At 44.8% G+C, this 19071-nt stretch carries 13 protein-coding genes; 8 read left to right on the top strand and 5 right to left on the bottom strand.

All coding sequences use genetic code 11. The annotated features are described in order from the left end of the window. The 3 genes from D0X99_RS12440 to D0X99_RS12430 all read left to right on the top strand — a co-directional run. The coding region (locus D0X99_RS12440) for a 7TM diverse intracellular signaling domain-containing protein (RefSeq protein WP_119478147.1) at positions 1-1717 on the top strand (1717 nt) is incomplete at its 5' end. After that, positions 1710-2807 carry a hybrid sensor histidine kinase/response regulator gene (locus D0X99_RS12435; protein WP_119478146.1) on the top strand — a complete coding sequence of 366 codons (1098 nt, stop codon included), beginning with the start codon at positions 1710-1712 and terminating at the stop codon, positions 2805-2807. The genes D0X99_RS12440 and D0X99_RS12435, both read left to right, overlap by 8 nt. A gap of 71 nt (positions 2808-2878) precedes the next feature. Further along, a complete protein-coding gene (locus D0X99_RS12430) occupies positions 2879-3418 on the top strand; it encodes an inorganic diphosphatase (protein ID WP_119478145.1) in 540 nt (179 codons plus the stop codon). Positions 3419-3435: 17 nt separating this feature from the next. On the opposite strand, the gene D0X99_RS12425 is transcribed toward D0X99_RS12430, so the two are convergent. Beyond that, positions 3436-3894, bottom strand: a complete 459-nt coding sequence (locus tag D0X99_RS12425) for a hypothetical protein (RefSeq protein ID WP_119478144.1) — start codon at positions 3892-3894, stop codon at positions 3436-3438. Next, positions 3881-4486, bottom strand: coding sequence for an acyl carrier protein phosphodiesterase (locus D0X99_RS12420; RefSeq protein WP_119478143.1), 606 nt, complete (start codon positions 4484-4486; stop codon positions 3881-3883). The genes D0X99_RS12425 and D0X99_RS12420 overlap by 14 nt, the downstream gene beginning before the upstream one ends. A 61-nt stretch (positions 4487-4547) precedes the next feature. Here D0X99_RS12420 and D0X99_RS12415 point away from each other — a divergent pair, with 61 nt between their 5' ends. Continuing rightward, positions 4548-6473, top strand: a complete 1926-nt coding sequence (locus D0X99_RS12415) for an AAA domain-containing protein (protein WP_119478142.1) — start codon at positions 4548-4550, stop codon at positions 6471-6473. 9 nt (positions 6474-6482) lie between these two features. On the opposite strand, the gene D0X99_RS12410 is transcribed toward D0X99_RS12415, so the two are convergent. Then, positions 6483-7640: a DEAD/DEAH box helicase gene (locus D0X99_RS12410; RefSeq protein WP_119478141.1), complete on the bottom strand. Its 1158-nt coding sequence runs from the start codon at positions 7638-7640 to the stop codon at positions 6483-6485. 209 nt (positions 7641-7849) lie between these two features. On the opposite strand from D0X99_RS12410, the gene D0X99_RS12405 reads away from it, so the two are divergent. From D0X99_RS12405 to D0X99_RS12395, 3 genes are all read left to right on the top strand, one after another. Beyond that, complete coding sequence (locus D0X99_RS12405) at positions 7850-10393, top strand: DUF7133 domain-containing protein (protein ID WP_119478140.1); 2544 nt, start codon at positions 7850-7852, stop codon at positions 10391-10393. Between the two features lie 15 nt (positions 10394-10408). Further along, positions 10409-11491, top strand: a complete 1083-nt coding sequence (locus tag D0X99_RS12400; RefSeq protein WP_119478139.1) for a sugar phosphate isomerase/epimerase family protein — start codon at positions 10409-10411, stop codon at positions 11489-11491. 134 nt (positions 11492-11625) lie between these two features. Further along, the gene (locus D0X99_RS12395) at positions 11626-12420 is read left to right on the top strand and encodes an SDR family NAD(P)-dependent oxidoreductase (RefSeq protein ID WP_119478138.1); all 795 of its coding nucleotides are present in this window, start codon (positions 11626-11628) and stop codon (positions 12418-12420) included. A gap of 131 nt (positions 12421-12551) precedes the next feature. Here D0X99_RS12395 and D0X99_RS12390 read toward each other — a convergent pair whose 3' ends face one another. Beyond that, positions 12552-13883 carry a GntP family permease gene (locus D0X99_RS12390; protein WP_119478170.1) on the bottom strand — a complete coding sequence of 444 codons (1332 nt, stop codon included), beginning with the start codon at positions 13881-13883 and terminating at the stop codon, positions 12552-12554. A gap of 180 nt (positions 13884-14063) precedes the next feature. Here D0X99_RS12390 and D0X99_RS12385 point away from each other — a divergent pair, with 180 nt between their 5' ends. After that, complete coding sequence (locus tag D0X99_RS12385; protein WP_119478137.1) at positions 14064-16112, top strand: family 20 glycosylhydrolase; 2049 nt, start codon at positions 14064-14066, stop codon at positions 16110-16112. 136 nt (positions 16113-16248) lie between these two features. Here the strand turns inward: D0X99_RS12385 and D0X99_RS12380 are convergent, their stop codons facing one another. Continuing rightward, positions 16249-18657 carry an ABC transporter permease gene (locus tag D0X99_RS12380; protein WP_119478136.1) on the bottom strand — a complete coding sequence of 803 codons (2409 nt, stop codon included), beginning with the start codon at positions 18655-18657 and terminating at the stop codon, positions 16249-16251. Between the last annotated feature and the right edge of the window lie 414 nt (positions 18658-19071).

Genomic DNA, 19071 nt, shown 5'->3' with positions numbered 1-19071 from the left:
TTCTGAAGTAGAAAAAGAAGCAGAATTCTTACTCCTTAAAATTGAAAATACAGACAAGAAAATTTTTACTGGTTTTGTAACCGAGGATGTTGATTTTAAATCAATACTGGATTTTGAAAACATTCTTTTTGGACTGCTTTCCGGTGTTTTTGTAGGACTGTTTTTTTATAATCTTTTCCTTTATTTTTCAGTAAGGGATAAAATTTATTTGGTTTATGTTCTCCATACCTTGCTCGTATGGATGGCTCAAGGGTCAATTCTGGGTTTTACTCAGGTCTTGATTTGGCCTGAATGGGATTGGATGAATTCCCGATCCATCGTTATTTTTTCCTCCTTAGTAAGTATTGTTGGGATTTGGTTTTTGAGAATTTTCTTATTGACCAAACAGTATGTCCCAAAGCTTGATAATGGCTTTAACATCATCTATTTTGTTTATTTCTTTATTCTTCTCAATGCAGTTTTTTTCTCGACTACACTGAGTTATCAAGTGATTTTGGTAACCCAGTCAATAGTGGTGTTGTATGTCCTTTTTGTGGCATGGGCTACTTTGAAATTGGGTTACAGGCCGGCGCGTTATTACCTGTTGGCATGGTCCATTTTTATGATTGGAATTTTCCTTTTTGTTTTAAGTGAAATGGGAATTATCCCGATCAATAATTTCACTGCGTACATTATGCCTTTTGGTTCGGCTTTGGAAGTAGTCCTTCTTTCATTTGCCCTAGCAGATAAAATCAATATTCTTAAAAAAGAGAAAGAAGAAGAGCAAGCAGGAAAACTACTTGTGTTGAAGGAAAATGAAAAACTGATCCGAGAGCAAAACTCCATGTTGGAGGAAAAAGTCAGGATCCGGACCGATGAGCTGGAGCAAGCCTTGCGTAACCTTCAAAATACCCAAAGTCAACTGGTCAATCAGGAGAAAATGGCATCCCTTGGTCAACTTACTGCAGGTATTGCACACGAAATCAACAACCCAATCAATTTCGTGAGTTCAAATATTACTCCGCTCAAGCGTGATATTAAGGATATCATGGAAGTGATTGATTTTTATCGTGAATCCGGCAACAAGGAATTTTCTGCTGAAACGCAGAAGGAGGCCAAAAAACTGGAAGAAAGTCTGGAACTTGATTACGTCCTGGATGAGGTGGATCAACTGCTCAAAGGGATGGAAGAGGGAGCTAAGCGAACTGTTGAAATTGTCAAGGGCCTTCGACTTTTCTCCAGGGTGGATGAGCAGGATGTCAAGAAAGTTGATCTTCATGACGGGATCAACAGCACTTTAATTTTGTTGAACAGTACGATCCCTGGAAAAATCAGGATAGTTCGGGAATTTGGAGAATTGCCTATGGTAGAATGCCTGGCTGGTAAAATCAACCAGGTGTTTATGAATATTCTAAACAATGCCGTTCACGCATTGTCAGACCATTTGGATAAAATTGCCGATCCGAAGATTACTGTCCGGACCAAAGCCTTTTCTGACCACGTAGAGGTGGAAATTGAAGATAATGGACCAGGAATGCCGGAGCATGTGAAACAACGGATTTTTGAACCTTTTTTTACTACAAAGCCAGTTGGGAAAGGTACAGGTTTGGGTCTTTCCATAGTTTATTCTATTATTGAAAATCACAAAGGATCCCTGGAGGTAAATACCGAGGAAGGTCAGGGCACTACTTTTATTATTTCCCTTCCGATTTACCAAAATGCCCCAAAGTATGAGTGATAAAATTCACGTGCTCTACATTGACGATGAGGACAATAACCTTAAGTCATTCAGAGCTACCCTGAGAAAGGACTTTAAGATTTTTACGGCAATCAATGCTGAGGAGGGACTTAGAATTGCACAGGAAGAAGAAGTTCATGTGGTTATTGCTGACCAAAGAATGCCTGGCCTGACAGGAACTGAGTTTTTTGAGCGAATGGTTAAGATCAATCCTGATCCGATTAGAATCCTGCTGACTGGATATTCTGACATTGCAAGCGTAATCGATGCCATCAATAAGGGGGAGGTATACCGATTCATAGACAAACCATGGAATATTGAGCAAATCAAGAACTCCATTAAAAATGCCGCGGACATTTATTTTATGAGGCGTGAGTTGAAGGAGAAAAATCTAAAGCTCCAAAAGCTCCACTCCGAGATGAATCAGTTTGTCTACAGCCTTTCGCATGAATTGAGAGGTCCTCTCATGAGTATTTCAGGGGTTTCCAAACTGGCCAAAATGGAAATCAGTGACCCTAACGTGACCGAATATTTTGAAATGATCGACACGGCCACCGGAAAGCTGGATGACTTCATTTACAAAATGCTCGATTTTTACAGGTCTACCAAAATCGATCATAAAGTTACTGAAATCGACTTTAGACAGGTTTTAAACCAGCAAATGGAAGCCTATCGTGAGAAGTTTGACCTAAGTTATTTTCACATTGAGGTACAGGTGAATCAGCAAAGTTCATTTTACTCTGATGATTCAAAGATCCGTGTGATTCTCAATAATTTGTTCAGCAATGCAGTTCAGTTTCAAAAGAATGCTCCCGGTGAAAAGCGAATCAGTCTGACTATCGACGTTGTAGATAATGAAGCCGTCATTAGACTTGAGGACAATGGGATCGGGATTGAGCAAAGGCATCATGATGAGGTTTTCAACCTCTTTACCAGGGCAACTCAGAAAAACGTAGGAACCGGACTCGGGCTTTACATGGTTAAGGAAGCAGTGGAACAAATGGGTGGTAAGATTCATCTGGATTCCGAACTCCATCATGGAACGACTGTAACGGTTATTCTCCCGAGCTTGAATAAAGGGATCCTTTAAAGGATAGATATTGCTCCGCGGTTGTATCTTTGCCCCGGCATTTGTCCATTTTTTATCAAAATACACTATCTATGATTAATCCTTGGCACGACGTCAACATCGGGAAAGAAGCTCCTGAATTTGTAATGGGCGTGATTGAAATTCCAAAAGGCAGTAAAGGAAAGTACGAACTCGACAAGAAAACCGGCATGTTGATGCTTGACCGCGTTTTGTTTTCAGCGGTTCACTACCCAGCAAATTATGGCTTTATTCCGCAAACTTTCTGCGAAGACCATGACCCGCTTGATATCCTTATTATTTCTCAAATCGATATCCCTTCCATGACCTTGGTTAAGGCAAAAGTCATTGGAGTAATGCGAATGGTCGATGGGGGAGAAGCAGATGATAAAATCATTGCAGTGGCCGCAGGCGATCAGTCAGTGAACTACATCAATGATATCGAAGAGCTGCCGCCTCACCTGATGAAGGAAATTCACCGGTTTTTTGAGGATTACAAAAAGCTGGAAAACAAGGAAGTTATTGTGGAGGACTTTCTAGGCAAAGAAGATGCGATGCGAATCATCAATGAAAGTATCGACATGTATGACCGAAACTTCAGAACTAAACGATAAACCAAAAGCCTGAGCAATCAGGCTTTTTTGCTTTTAATCATCTGCTTTTGGGCCTTCTTTTTTAGATAGCTGATCAATCCCTCATAGGCTTCATGCTCGTGATTGGAGATGGAAACTGAGTTTTTATCCGTAAAAGCAATGGTTACCTGCTTGAATTCCCGCTTGTTTGCTATCATTGTTTCCTCTTCCCAAAGCAGGATTTGATCGATTGGATACACTTTGGTCGTTCTTCTAAGAGGTAATTTGATCACAATATGATCCTTACCTGCCAGTATAATCCTCCATCCTGCCATCATTTTGATCAAGAGTAACACCAACACTACTGTAATCAGGGAGCAAGCTACTGGGTAAAACCACATCGGAAAAGTCCCCTTGTTTGCAAAATCCGCCATCAAAAGGATCAGTCCCATGACCAAAACCAGCACGATAAAGCCTAGGGAAATGTAAGTGGATATTTTTGGTTTAATGATTACCATGAGTTTGCTGGAGTTGGGTGAGTTTTTCCCGCGCAAAAGTCTCCAAATCCCCGAAAAAAGCGAAGAAAATAATCTCAAATTCTGCCTCTTTTTCCAAAAGAAGTTCTGGTGCCTCGTTCATTTTGGAGTCAAATCTGGCTCTGCGGGTTAGGCCATTCAGGGCTTTTTGAATGCCTTCAATTTCGCGATAATGATACAGCCAATTTTGGCTTTTCATCCAATAAAACATCTCGCCGAAAGAATCCGGGAGTTCTTTCAGATGGCGATCCAAAATCTCATAAGTTTGATTTACAAAGGTTTCCAAAGGGATTTCCGAGAATTTATCCCAATTTTTCCCCAAAAAGTAATCAAAGAATATGTCCGTGATGACTGTTGAATAATGCCTGAACTTAGGTCTGAGATAGGATTGTCCAGCCCTTACTAAAGGATGGGAATCGGTAAACGAATCAATTTCCCGGTGCAGTAAAATGCCGGTTTGAGTTTCCAGATTAAATTGGTGAAGATCTTTCCCTTTTACGAAGTCCGCAACAAAATTGCCCACTAGGATGCCCTCTTGGCCAAATGACAGGTAAGCGTGGGCTAGAAAGTTCATATATGTAGTTAGAGGTAAACCCTTCGGCTTTTGCTTAGTTTGCAAGCTAAAATACCAATTGATGCCGAATATCAGCGAAGAACTCAAACTGGGTCTAAAACTTCTTAAGCTCGAGTGGTCGGAGGACCTTGCACAATACAAGAAGAAGTTTCTCAACACCTCAATTGCTGACAAGAAAAAGGAAGGCATCACCTGGCATCCGATTCAACTTAAAAAGAGCAAAATCGGAATGGGGGAGCGGCTTTTGGTGGAGGTAGAGCGCTTGGACTCCGGTTATCCGTCTGCTTTTTCTTCCGGAAAATCCGTGACATTTTTTTCCACCCAAGATGGCTACCACAGTCCTGAAAACCGGGTAAACGGAGTCATCAATCAGGTCAAGCAGGATATGATGGTGGTTACACTTCAGGCGGATGAGATTCCCGATTGGATGCAAGGATCCCGATTAGGAGTTGATTTGCTCTTTGATGAGGCGAGTTATAGGGAAATGGAGTCGGCATTGAAAAAAGTAATGGCAGGCGAAAACCTTCGGGTTGCCGAACTTCGGGATATTGCTTATGGAGAAAAGACCCCAAAATTCAGGGAATTACCTCATATTGAATTTCCGGGTTTGAATTTTTCCCAAAATCAGGCTTGCCAGAAAATTGCCGAAGCGCAGGATTTCGCCATTGTTCATGGCCCTCCTGGTACAGGGAAAACCACCACTCTGATCGCTGCAATCCGGCAGGCTGTTGAAAAAGGATTGAGTATTCTGGTCACTGCTCCGAGTAACGCAGCAGTGGATTTGTTGGTTGAAAAGTTGGTGGACTCAGGGATTTCAACCCTTCGCTTGGGGCATCCTGCAAGGGTGGAGGAGAAGATTCTCAATCAGACCTTGGACGCCAAAATTGCTTTTCACGACAGTTATCGGGATTTGAAAAAACTCCGAAAGGAAACCGAAGCCTACCTCAAACTTGCCAAGCAATACAAGCGGAATTTTGGACCGGAGGAACGAGAGCAACGCAAACTGATGTTTCAGGAAGTATCCCGAATTCGGGAAGCAGCCAGTCAATTGGAAGATTACATCCGCTCGGATATTTTTCAGAGGACTCAAGTTTTTGCCTGTACGCTGGTAGGTGCTTCATCTTCCAATCTGCGAGGAATGGTCTTTGACGTGGTGTTTATCGATGAAGCGGCGCAAGGGTTGGAAGCAGCTACCTGGATCCCGATTTTAAAGGCGAAAAAAGTGGTGTTTGCCGGAGATCATTGCCAGCTTCCTCCCACGATCAAGTCCTTTGAGGCTTCCAAATCCGGACTTTCTACCACTCTTTTTGAGAAAATTATCCATCGACAGCCCCAGACAGCGCAAATGCTTCAGGTCCAATACCGTATGCCAGAGGACATCATGGGTTTTTCCAACGAGTGGTTTTACGAAGGAAAACTTCAGGCTGCTGAAAACACCAAAAGTCACGCTTTTGCGCCCGATGAGCCGGTTTTGGAGTGGATCGATACTGCGGGTTCAGGATTTACCGATCAGTTGGAGGCAGAAAGCTTGAGTACCTTCAATCCCGATGAGGCTCGGTTTGCCTGTACCTATCTGAATGACACCATCAAGCGAATTGGCTTTGCCAGATTTAAGCAAGATAATTGGACGATCGGGCTGATTGCACCCTATTCCGCCCAAGTCAGAATGCTTCGGCATTTGATCTTTGATACATATGAATTCCCCAACCTTAAGGCTTTTGCCGAGTTGATGACGATAGACACGGTAGACGGATTTCAGGGGCAGGAGCGGGATCTGATGCTGATTTCCCTGACCCGATCCAATGAAAAAGGAGAGATCGGATTTTTGGCTGATACCCGTCGGATGAACGTGGCCCTGACCCGTGCCAAGCGCAAATTAATCCTAATCGGAGACAGCAGTACGTTGGCGCAAAACCCGTTTTTCGATTCTCTTTTGGGCTATTTTGAGGAAAAGGGAGCTTATCGGTCAGTGTACGAATTCCTCTGATTTTGAGATTTAACCTTCGTTGGAATCTTCCTGTGTCTTTCCAAAATCCTCCGAATCCAGCAACAACACCCATTTCCCCATCTTTTTCTGGATTACCTTGAAGTGATGGAGCTCCTCGGGAGTGATCAGGGAAATCGCCTCTCCCTCGGCACCGGCCCGACCTGTACGTCCGATGCGATGGACATAATCCTTGGGAGATCGGGGCAGTTCGTAATTGATCACCAAGGGTAAGAACTGAATGTCGATCCCTCGTGCTGCCAAGTCCGTGGCTACCAGGACTCGTGTTTTTCCGGATTTGAATTTGGCCAAAGCCTCCGTTCTGGCCCCTTGGCTTTTGTCTCCATGAAAAGCGACTGCATTGATCCCATTCTTAGAAAGTTTGGCTGCAACATTGTCCGCGGTTCGGATCGAGGATGCAAAAATCAAAATTTGGGTCCAATCCCCTGAATTGATCAATGTTCGTAGGAAAGGTCCCTTGTTTTCGGGACTGACCCGGTAAGCTTTTTGGTCGATTAGATCGGGAGTGAAATTGGGGGCTTCCACTTGGATTTTTATCGGATTCTTCAAAAGCTTTTGAGTCAACACTTCCACTTCTTCATCCATAGTCGCAGAGAAAAGGATGTTTTGGCGCCTTGCAGGTAAAAGCTCCAGAATATGCTCCACTTCTTCCCGGAAACCCATATTGAGGACTTTGTCAGCTTCATCCAGTACCAAAGTGTGAATTCTTGAAATCCCCAGGGCATTTCTCCCAATGAGATCAATCAATCGTCCGGGGGTAGCTATAAGAATCTCAACTCCATGAAGTTTCATCATTTGGGGATTGATCGAGACTCCACCGAAGACAGCCATGGATTTGATTTTCCTGGGTAAAAAACGGCTGAAATTCTCTGTCACCTCTGCAACTTGGATGGCCAGTTCTCGGGTTGGGACAATGACTAAAACAGGGATAAAACGATCTTTTGGAGCTTCTTTTGGAAGCAAGCGCTGAAGAATCGGCAGAATGTATGCAGCTGTTTTTCCGGAACCTGTTGGAGCTAAACCAAGCAGATCTTTTAGCTGGATTAGGGCAGGAATCGCTTCGGCTTGAATCGGATAGGGGCTTTCGTAATTAGCCCATTCGATGGCAGTAAGCAATTCTTTCGTCAGGCCTAAATCGGAAAAATTCATAAGGGTGATTTTGGACAAAGGTAGGGGAAGTCCTTGAAAGCTGACTCATGTCGGATGTTTCCTTGATCCATTTACCGTTTCAGGCAACATTTGAATTACTCATTGGAATGGCCTTGTAATTCAGCAGAATAAAAACCAAATTGGAAAAACCCTGCTAATTGCCAAAGGGTTGGCTTTTATCTGATCAAACCCAAACTGCCTGAGTAACCATGTTTCGAAGTACCCTGTTGTGTTGTGCTGTTGTGCTATTTGGTGCGATTTCCTGCAAAGAACCCGGACCCTTACCCGAGACACCTGACAGTCCCGCCCGAACAGCGGAAGAGGAAGCCAAAACTTTTCAAATTGAATCTGGATTTGAAGTGCAGCTTGTTGCTTCAGAGCCAATGGTGGAATCACCGGTAATTATCCAGTTTGATGAAGACGGTCGCCTGTGGGTGGTGGAAATGCGCGGGTACATGAATGACTTTGAGGGCTCCGAGGAAGACCAGCCCGTTGGATCTGTGGCGATCTTGGAAGATACAGACGGAGATGGGCAAATGGACAAGCGGACAGTTTACCTTGATTCCCTAATCATGCCGAGGGCACTGGGGCTTTTTAAAAATGGAGCTTTAGTAGCCGAAAACAATGCCCTTTGGATCACGCAGGATACGGATGGAGATTGGCAGGCTGATTCCAAAATCCTTATGGACTCTACTTATGCGGCCAATGGAATTCCCGAACACTCCGATAATGGCTTTGTCCGGAATGTGGATAATTGGTATTACAGCGCCAAGTCTAGACTTCGCTACCGATTTCAGGATGGAAATTGGACTCGGGACACGACTGAATTCCGTGGACAGTGGGGAATCTCTCAGGATGACAAAGGCCGCTTGATTTACAATTACAATTGGTCTCAGCTTCATGGAGACTTGGTTCCCGCTAATTATTTATCCCGAAATAAAAACCACAAATCCTCTTCAGGGATTGACCACGGCTTGACCATAGACCGCAAGGTATTCCCGATCCGTTCCAACCCGGCAGTAAATCGCGGGTATATTCCCGGTACCTTGGATTCTGCAGGACGTTTGCTGGAGTTTACGTCTGCCTCGGCACCTACCGTCTATCGGAGCCATCTTTTTCCGGAGGAATACTTTGGGAATATTTTTGTGATGGAAAATGCCGGCAACTTGGTCAAGCGCAATGTGGTGACTGAAAAAGGTATTTTGTTAGAAGCCCATGACCCCAATCCAGGAAAGGAATTTATGGCATCCACCGACGAACGTTTCAGGCCAGTCAATGCCACGGTCGGGCCGGATGGGGGATTGTACATCGCGGACATGTATCAGGGAATTGTACAGCACGGTTCGTACATGACACCTTATCTCCAGGAGCAAACCAAGAAACGAGGGCTGGATGCTCCCGGTCACATGGGTAGGATATGGCGTGTGGTGCCCAAAGGGGTTGATCCCGCGTCACCTCCAAAGCTTTCCCAGGCAAGCACGGAGGAGCTGGTGGAATACCTTTCCCATACAGACGGCTGGTTTAGGGATATGGCTCAGCGATTCTTGGTGGAAAAAAATGATCCAGTTTCCGTCAATTTGTTGGAGGATTTGGTGAAAAACGGAACATCGGAATTGGGGCGTTTTCATGCGCTATGGACACTGGAAGGAATGGGGAAAGTCAATCCGGAGCTTTTACTGCAAGTTTTGAAAAGCGATTCTGACTTGCTAAAAACAACAGCATTAAGGCAAATTGAAAAACCGGCTTATTCGGATCCGGCTCTTCTTTCCCGATTGGAAAAAGTCATTTCCCAACTTGCAGAAAATCCCTCTGAGCATCTGGCGCTTCAGTTGGCCTTGAGTGCCGATGTCCTGGCAAAGGAGACTAAACAGAATTTGCTTTCCGGAATAATTGAAACATATGGAAATCACGCCCTGATTCGTGATGCGGTTTTGAGCAGCCTGGAAGGGCAGGAGTTTGGGTTTTTGCAAAAGCTGATCAGCTCAGAATCCTGGAAGGAAGCAAATTCGGACCGGGAGATTTTCCTGGAAATGTTGACCACCTCCGTGATCAACAACGGTCAATCAGATGAAATCAGTGGGCTTTTAGCTTTGGCTAATGTGCCTAGTATCGGATGGAAAGAAACGGTAATCTTAACTGGGATGGCAATCAAAGCCTCCGATTTGGAAACACCGGGATTGGTGAAACTGAACGCCAGCCCTGCCATTTTCAGAAGAACAGACCTTCCCTTGGATCCTAATCGGACTGAACTGCTAAAAAGGCTTTTTTCCTGGCCTGGACATCTACCATCAGCAACAGCGGTAGCGGTGGGAAATCTGGATGAGAAGGCGATGAAGCAGTTTGCAGAGGGGCGTCAAAAGTACCTGGTTTCCTGTGCAGGCTGTCACGGGAGCAACGGTAAAGGAGCATCCCGAATGGGACCTCCATTGGCAGGTTCGGAGTGGGTATTGGGCGATGAGATCCAGCTTTCCCTGATTTTGTTACATGGTATCGAAGGCCCTATTGAAGTGGCTGGCAAAAAGTACGACGCACCGGAAATTTTGCCCGTAATGCCCTCGCATTCGACCTTGACCGATGGGGATATAGCTGCGATTCTCACGTATATTCGAAATGAATGGGGCAACCAGGCTCCACCCATTTCAGGTCGAACAGTGAATTCTACCCGTCACTTGAACCAAGGAAGAGTTTATCCCTGGTCTTCAGCCGAACTGAAAAAACATATGGAAGGACTCGCGTCTTCTCCAAAACCATAAATCCAAATCAAGCCCATGACCTCCCATCCAAACTTTGAATCCCGACGAGACTTTCTGAAAAAATCCAGTCTGGCTGCCGCCGCATTGGCCTTTCCGCTTTCAGCCTTGCCGGATAGCCTGAGAGGTATCCCTATGGGAGTAGTCGTTCACTCTTATGGAATTCGCTATGGATCCAAAGTAGAAAGTCAAACCTATCCTGCTTTCAAAGATGCCATTGATTTGATGCGGCATTGCCACTCGATCGGAGCAGGGGGAATTCAGACTACGGTAGGAGGATGGGCAGAGGACTTTAGCAAAAAGGTCAGGGACGAACGGGAAAAGCTGGGAATGTATCTGGAAGGCAGCATCGGGCTCCCTAAAAACCCGGAGGATGTCAGCAGGTTTGAAAAGGAAGTTCTCACCGCAAAAGAGGCAGGTGCATCAGTTCTGAGAACCGTCTGCCTCAGTGGTCGACGGTATGAAAACTTCAAATCCGCCACAGAATGGGCTGTTTTCCGGGAAAATTCCCTGAAATCCATCCAACTGGCAGAGCCCATTGTTCAGAAGCACCAAGTGAAGTTGGCCATCGAAAACCACAAAGACTGGAAGGCAGCCGAACTCGCCCAACTCATCCAAAATATGGGCAGTGAGTGGGTAGGGGTGACCTTGGACTTCGGTAACAATGTTTCCCTTCTTGAGGAACCTATGGAAGTAATCCGGACTTTGGCTCCGTTCGCATTTTCCACGCATGTCAAAGACATGGGGGTGAAATCCTTTGAAAAGGGGTTTTTGCTTTCTGAAGTTGAACTTGGGACCGGAATTGTCGATCTGAAGGAAGCTGTTGCATTGTGTCAAAAAAATAATCCTACTGTCACGTTCAGCCTGGAAATGATTACGCGAGATCCTTTGGAAATTCCCTGCTTGGAGGAGAGTTACTGGACTACTTTTGAAAACCCCTCTGCTCAGCAGCTCGCAAAAATCCTAAGATTGGTTCGGGATAATTCCTATCCTACTGCCCTTCCTGAAGTCAAAAATCTCAGTCCCGAACAGCGGCTGGCTTTTGAAGAGGAGAATGTGGTCAAGTGTCTGAAATATTCCCGAAATCAACTTTTGTCCTAAAATGCGAGACGAAATACAGTCTCAATCTTTCTTCAATTTCATGATCAAATTAAAATGGAAACAGTAAGTTGACCTGAAAACAGCCATAAGCTGTCGTCCGTCAGCTGTTGACCAAAAACCTAAAAAACAAAACCATGTCCCAACTCGACCTTTCCCAGCTTCCTGGAATCCATCTTTTTTCACTCAAAGGCAAATCCGCTATTATCACCGGAGGGACCAAAGGCCTCGGTTTGGCGATGGCCGCCGGACTGGCTTCCGCAGGTGCCAATGTGATGCTCGTAAGTAGATATGCGGCTGATGGAGAAGCAGCCGCAGCTGAAATTTCCGCTATGTACGGGGTCAAAGCCCTCACGTTTGCCGCAGACGTGGTGGACAAATCAGCAATGGAAGCGATGGCTAAAACTGCGTTTGAGGCGTTTGGAAGCATCGACATTCTAATTAATTCGGCCGGGATCAATATCAGGGGAGCTATTGACGAGTTGAGTGAGGCCGATTTTTCCAAAGTAATGGAGGTGAATGTGACTGGTACTTGGTTGGCTTCCCGTGCGGTGACTCCTTACATGAAGGAGAAGAAGAAGGGAGCAATCATCAATTTGGCCAGTACCCTGGGTTTGGTTGGGTTGGCCAATCGAACGCCCTATGCTTCCAGCAAAGGCGCCGTGGTTCAGATGACCCGGGCTTTGGCGCTGGAACTTGCTCCTTGGAATATCAATGTCAATGCGATTTGTCCAGGACCGTTTTTGACCGAAATGAATTTACCGATTGCTGATACGGAAGAAGGGAAAAAGTTTGTTGTCGGTGCCACGGCTTTGGGCCGCTGGGGTGAACTGAAAGAAATTCAGGGAGTGGCGATTTTCCTGGCCTCCGACGCAGGAACTTACTTAGTGGGATCGATGCTAACCGTGGATGGAGGATGGACGGCGAGGTGAAAGAATTTTGAATTTTAATTGAAAAGTGAGAGGCTGTAGAAAGAAAACAGCAAAAAAAAAATCACTGAAAACCATAGACTTGCAGCTTATTAGTTCAACTTCTAAGCTGCAAGTCTAATTTTTTTATTGAATCACCCTACTATCAAACTGAGGGTGTAAACTACCAAAATGGATGTCACTCCAGCAATCAAAGTACCTAGGCTGTGCGATAGGTTTCCCTGTTTGGTGGTCATTCCGGATAGTTGGGTGACGACCCAGAATCCGCTGTCATTTGCATGTGAAATCGCCAAGGCGCCTGCACCAATGGCTACCGTCGTGAATACTTTCATGGTTTCAGAGTCCAGTCCAAGCGCTCCCATGATTGGGGCGACGATCGAAGCGGTGGTAATCATCGCCACCGTGGTAGAGCCTTGGGCGGTTTTTAGCCCAAAAGCAATCAAAAAAGGAAGGAAAATTCCCCAATTCGCATCACTCATGCTGGCGGTGACCAAATCGCCGACTCCCGAGTTTTGCAACATTTTTCCAAAAACTGCTCCTGCACCTGTAATCAGGATAACTGGTGCGGCAAGCAAAATCGACTCCCCAATCCATCCAGAAGAGGCCAGGAGTTTTCGGTCAAACTTCTTGGGCAAGGTGAAGGACAAAACCGCCCCAATGAGTAACGCGATTACCGGAGTGCCGAGAAACTGAATCGCTTCCACAACTCGACCTTCTCCTAAAGGTTTGGAGGGATAAGCGGCGATTGAAGCAATAATGATCAATGCCAAAGGAATGAAAATTGGCAGCAAAGAGGAGAAAAAGCTAGGTCGGTCAGCGATATTGATGTTTGCCTCATCTGCCACGATCACCGGACGAAGGGGGATCTTGGTTACCCATTTTTGCACGAAAAAATAGAGTGGAATGAGCGTGATCAGGGAAACAATACCCCCATAGAAGATTACCAATCCCAAATCCGCCCCCAAAATGCCCGCAGCAGCTATAGGCCCGGGTGTAGGAGGTACCAGTGAATGACTTGCCATGGCGCCCAATGAAACGGCCACAATCGTAGCCGCGTAGGAAATCGTGCTTTTGGAAGAAAGTGACTTTGCTATCGGATTCATCATGATAATGGTGCTATCGCCAAAAACCGGAACTGAAAGGACCCATCCGCTAAGCATCAGGGATAAGTTCACGGATTTTTCCCCCACCCACTTCAAGACCTTTTCGGCGATGACCATTGCGCCGCCTGTTTTTTCCAGAAAAGTCCCCAAAATCACCCCGAACAAAATGAGCAATCCCACACTGCCCATAACCCCTCCAAAGCCTTCTGAAATGGACTTGATGATCAGTTCGGTCGGCATGCCCATCATCAGGCCATAGACTAAGGCACCCACGAAGAGTGCCAAAAAGGGATGTATGTCAAACTTGATGATGGCCACCAGAATCAAGGCTAAGGCCACCAGAATTATCACCAGTGTAAGCATTTTGGGTATGTTGTGGTTAAGATTTTTTCTGATCCGGAATTTTCCCGAATTGAAGAATCTAAAAATTAGGGAAAAATGAGGAATATCAAATGCCAATCATGGATTTACTCCGGATTACAGAATTTTTGATCAGTATTACCTCGTATTTTCCTAATTTTTGGAAACAATCAACCCGAGCCTATGCGATTCTTTTCTCTTTCTGCCCTGTTGGTACTGATTTTATCGGTTTGGTCCTGTGGCCAAAAAACAAATACAGATGCCAGATTCGTGATTTTACCCAGCCCTGTTTCTTTTGAAATCACCGGAGATTCCGAATTGGAAGAGCCGGATTTAGCAGCGGTTTTTAAGCAGGCAAAAGATCAGTTTACTTCCGGTGGATCTCTGGCTGATTTCAACCAAGAGCCGATTAGCTTTTCTCTCGATGAAGCGTCGGTCATGAAACCGGAAGGGTATTCCCTTCAAGTCACCGATGAAAAAGTGGAGGTAAAAGCGGCCACAGAATCGGGTCTTTGGTACGGTTTGATGACGCTGGGGCAGCTTTTGGAAGATGCCAAAGACCAAAATGCTCCGCTTCCGATGTGCAGTATTACGGATGAACCAGCTTTGGCTTATCGTGCAGTTCACTTGGATGTGAAGCATCATTTGGAGAAAAAGGAATACTACTACGAATTGATGGATCGCTTTGCAGCGCAAAAAATCAATGCCGTGATCGTGGAAATCGAAGACAAGCTCGGCTATCAACTGCAGCCCAAAGTGGCTTCTCCGGATGCCTTTTCCATCGAAGATTGGAAAGCTATCAGTGATTATGCGATGGCCCGAAATATCCGGATCAGTCCTCTGGTGCAGGGATTGGGACATGCCTCCTTTATCCTGAAGCATGAAGAATACAAGCCACTTCGAGACGATCCGGAAAGCGATTGGGCATTCAACCCCTTGAATGAAGATACCTACAAAGTGCAATTTGACCTGTATGAGGATGCGTTAAAGGCTTTTCCCCATGCCAACTACTTGCATGTCGGCGGAGATGAGGTACATACTACGGGAAGAAACTCAGGCAAATCACCCTTGGAGCTCCAATTGATCTGGCTCAATCGGGTGAGTGCCTATGCCGCGGGAAAAGGTCTGACACCGATCTTCTGGGACGATATGCCGTTGCAAAATGCCGGTGTCTATCGCTCCATCTATGACAGCAAACTGACCGCTTCTCAGGTGGACAGCATCTGGACTGCCAACGAACCCAACCTGAACAAGTACATCGATATGTTTCCCAAAAACTGTGTGTACATGCGCTGGAATTATGACATGCCGGAGTCTCCCGGAAATATCCGTGCAATCAAATGGTTTTCGGACAATGGATTCAAGGTCATGGGGGCCACCGCAGGACAAACCCGCTGGAACCTGATGCCGCTCGATCAGAGCAATACCAAGAATATTCGGGACTTTGCCTTGATCTCCATTCGTAATAAAGCTGACGGGCTTCTGCTGACGCTTTGGGACGATGATTCTCCTCATTTTGAGTTGTATCAGCGGGGGATTTCGATTTTTGCCGAGTATACCTGGGCGGGAGAAAAGCGAACTGCAGATGAGCTTCATGCCGCTTATCGTCATCGTGCCTTTGGACCTGCTTTGGCGGAAGCAGATATGGAATTTATCAATTCCCTGGAAGACCCTGTTGCTTTCTGGAAAAATGCCCTACTGGATAAAAAGCGGGACAGAAACCGACTGAGAAAACTCGAAAATCCTATCGAAGAAGCTTTGATCCCGCTTCCCAATTCGGATTCAGCGGGAGCCTGGACTAAGAAATACCAGGAGAAAATTGTGAATGCACAAGCCAATTTGGTGAGGGTAGATTCTGTTTTGCAGCTAATTCAGGAATCAAAAAAACGTGCCGTTCGAAATACTTATGCTCTGGAGGTTTATGAGCAGGTCGCCCAGGCAGTTCAGTTTTCCAATCGGGCCTTGATTACCTTGGCAGAACTGGACGAACCAAGCGGTGAGAAAAGAGCCCAAGCTCAGGCCAAACTTTCTGGGATGCAGGAAGAGTGGTCAGCTATCCAAAGTCAGCTGGAGTCAGTTTATGGCAAAACCCGCCAATTGAATAAGCCAGAGGGCTACCTTTTGGATCAGGATCATCACGTCCATTTAGCCAATCAGGCCTTAAATTTTTCCGATTGGCAGTTTTATGTGGAGGGCTTGTTTTTGGAGAAGGTTAAGGGTATGGATAAGTAGGGAATAATTCCAGGGATTTGCAATACTGAAGTGACGAAGTAGGATTGTCAATTTTGCTTATTGTTAGAAAGTTAGGTATGTCAAATCCTATTAACTGCTTCAGTATTGTAAATCAAAAAGAACGGCGGCAATAATTTTATTCACTCCTTAATCCATTGACTGTATTTCGGTACGCAGCCTTCAGGGACTGGAGACCTATCACCGAAAGAGTGACTAACAAGGCCAAGAAAACAACTGAAAAGAAATTTTCTAGGCTTAAAGGCGACCTGTATGCAAAGTTTTGGAGCCATTCTTTTCCAAAATACCAAGCCACAGGTACAGATATAAGGGAGGCAACCACCACCAAAATCATAAATTCTTTGGATAGGGAGTAAACAATCGTGAAAACACTTGCTCCCAAGACTTTTCTAATGCTCATTTCCTTTGCCCGGGATTCTATCATAAAAGAGACTAAACCCAAAAGGCCAATCAATGAAATCAGTAACGTAAGTCCTGCAAACAACCTGAACATATTGGACATTCGTTGTTCTGACTGATACAATCTTTCAAAGTCTTCGTTGAGGAAAAAATATTTGAAGTCGGTTTCGGCAAAATCTGTCTTCCATTTCTTATTCAAGTTTTCCAGAATTGCTGAAGTTTGTCCAGGTTCAAAGCGTAATGATAACCAATAGGAGTAATCAGGTGCCCAATCCATTGCAATGCCGTGAATGGCTTGTTGCAGGCCCAACTGGTGGTAATCTTTAACGACACCGATCACGGTTCCCTGGGGTGTGGTCGAAGGTGAAACGACTCGCTTTCCTAAGGCCTCTTCATGACTGTTCCATCCAAATTGCCGGACTGCCCTCTCATTTAAGACCAAGCCCTCAATAAGGTCTGTTTCCCGCTCTGGGTCAAAAAATCTTCCTGCAACCAATTCAAGTTTCAGGGTATTCAGGTAATTGTCATCTACTGACAGGTATTCGACAGAGACCGGATTTTCAGCCTCTCTTCCCTCGGGATAAGCAATCTGGCCGACCCATCCTGGTCTTCCCGGAATGCCATTGGAATAAGTGACATCCTGGATTCCTGGAATACTGCTCAACTCATTTTTTAAGCTTTCAATCCGGGTTTTCTTCATCTTGGAAGCATCGATTACTAAAATCTCATCCTTGGCAAAACCCAGCTCTTTTTGCTGCATAAATTCCAATTGATTGAGCACTACGATCGTTCCCATAGCCAGTGAAATTGAAATAAAGAACTGGAACACCACCAAAGACTTCCTTAAATTCAGTCCGGTACTTCCGGGGTTAAACTTACCTTTCAGAATCTTGACAGGCTGAAATGATGAAAGATGCAGAGAGGGATAATATCCTGCCAGTAAACTGATAATCAATAGCAAAACCGTGATACCCAACAGGATTTCAGGTTTAAGTAGACTTTCCATCGTGTAAGTTTTATTGACCAATTCATTGAATACGGGCATCAGGTTGGTTGACAATAAAATAGCGATTACCAATCCTATCACTGTTAAAACAAAAGCCTCTGTCATAAATTGGGTGATCAATGCCATTCGGGATGATCCAACCACTTTTCTCAGCCCCACCTCTTTGAATCGATCGACGGAACGGGCTGTAGAAAGATTGATGAAATTGATGCAGGCAAGCAGAATGGTGAACATACAAACACCTAGTACCATATATACCCGGTCGATACTGCCAATTGGCCCTAGCCTATTTCCTGATTGTGATTTCAGATAGATATCCTCCATAGGTTCGAAAAATAAAAATGCTTCAGAACCCCAAGAACGCATCATATCGCCTACTTTGTCCATGTAGACGGATTTTGCTTTTGATTTAAACGCCTCTTGGTCAACACCCTCTTTTAAGAGTAGGTAGTTGCCCATGTTAATATTGCCCCACCCATCTTTGGCGTAATCTGTCACTCCCGTCAATGCATTGAAGGTGGCTTGGGAAAGTAAAAGGTCAAATTGGATATGAGAATTTTGAGGTACATTTTTGACCACAGCTCCTACTGTGACAGGAATGCTGTCCGCCAATAGAAACTCCTTATTGATCCCATCTTCACCTTTAAAAAGTTTTGCCTCAAAATCTTCAGTGATGACCGCGAAATAGGGTTTTTCCAAGGACGAACTCACATTACCTTTGCTGATTTCAAACGAAAACACATCAAAAAATTCTTTGTTGGTGTAAAGCATCCTTGGACTGTGGGTTTCCTGATTGGAAGACACATCCAATTTCGGCCATCCAATGGTGTAGACCACTTTTTCCACTTCCGGAAATTCGGATTCTAAAACCTGACCTACTGGCCAACCATTGTCACTGTTGTGAGATTCTGAGCCGGATTTCTGGTCTATAAAGACCGTATTTACCCTATAAATTCGGCCACCCCGTTCATGAAACTTGTCGAATGAAAATTCATCCAAAGCATAAACCAACATAAATATCCCACCAGTAAGTCCCAAGGCCAAGCTTAGGATATTGATTATGGAAAATGCTTTCCGCTTTTGCAGATTTCTCAATGCGATTTTGAAATAATTTTTGAGCATAGAATTCACGATTGGTCAATAGATGTTCTGTAAGTGAGTTGTTTTCTACAACTTATAGGGCAGGCAACAAATCTTTCTTCTTCCAATTAACACTCTTGGCTAAAGTCATAGATAATTTGGTCAAATCTCAATTCAGATTGGACTTCTAACACCTATCCTAAACTTGTGCCATCAAAAAAAGCCCTCAAATAATCAGTATAGAGCATTTTTGAGGCTATTCTTTTACTTGGTTCGAACAATTTCGCCCGTTATCGGACAAAAAAATTGGCTGGATTGAATCTAATTTCCGTGATTATTAAAATATCCAATGATGAGTTTTTCAATCAAAAAGTGAATTACATTCATTTAAATCCTGTAAAGGCAAATTTTGGTGAGAAGAAGGTGGAATATCTTTTCAGTAGTGCAGCTGACTTT

It is taken from the genome of Algoriphagus lacus (assembly GCF_003583985.1).
GTDB lineage: Bacteria > Bacteroidota > Bacteroidia > Cytophagales > Cyclobacteriaceae > Algoriphagus > Algoriphagus lacus.
The sequence above is the reverse complement of the archived record's forward strand: the minus strand, read 5'-3'. Positions and strand labels throughout refer to the sequence as shown.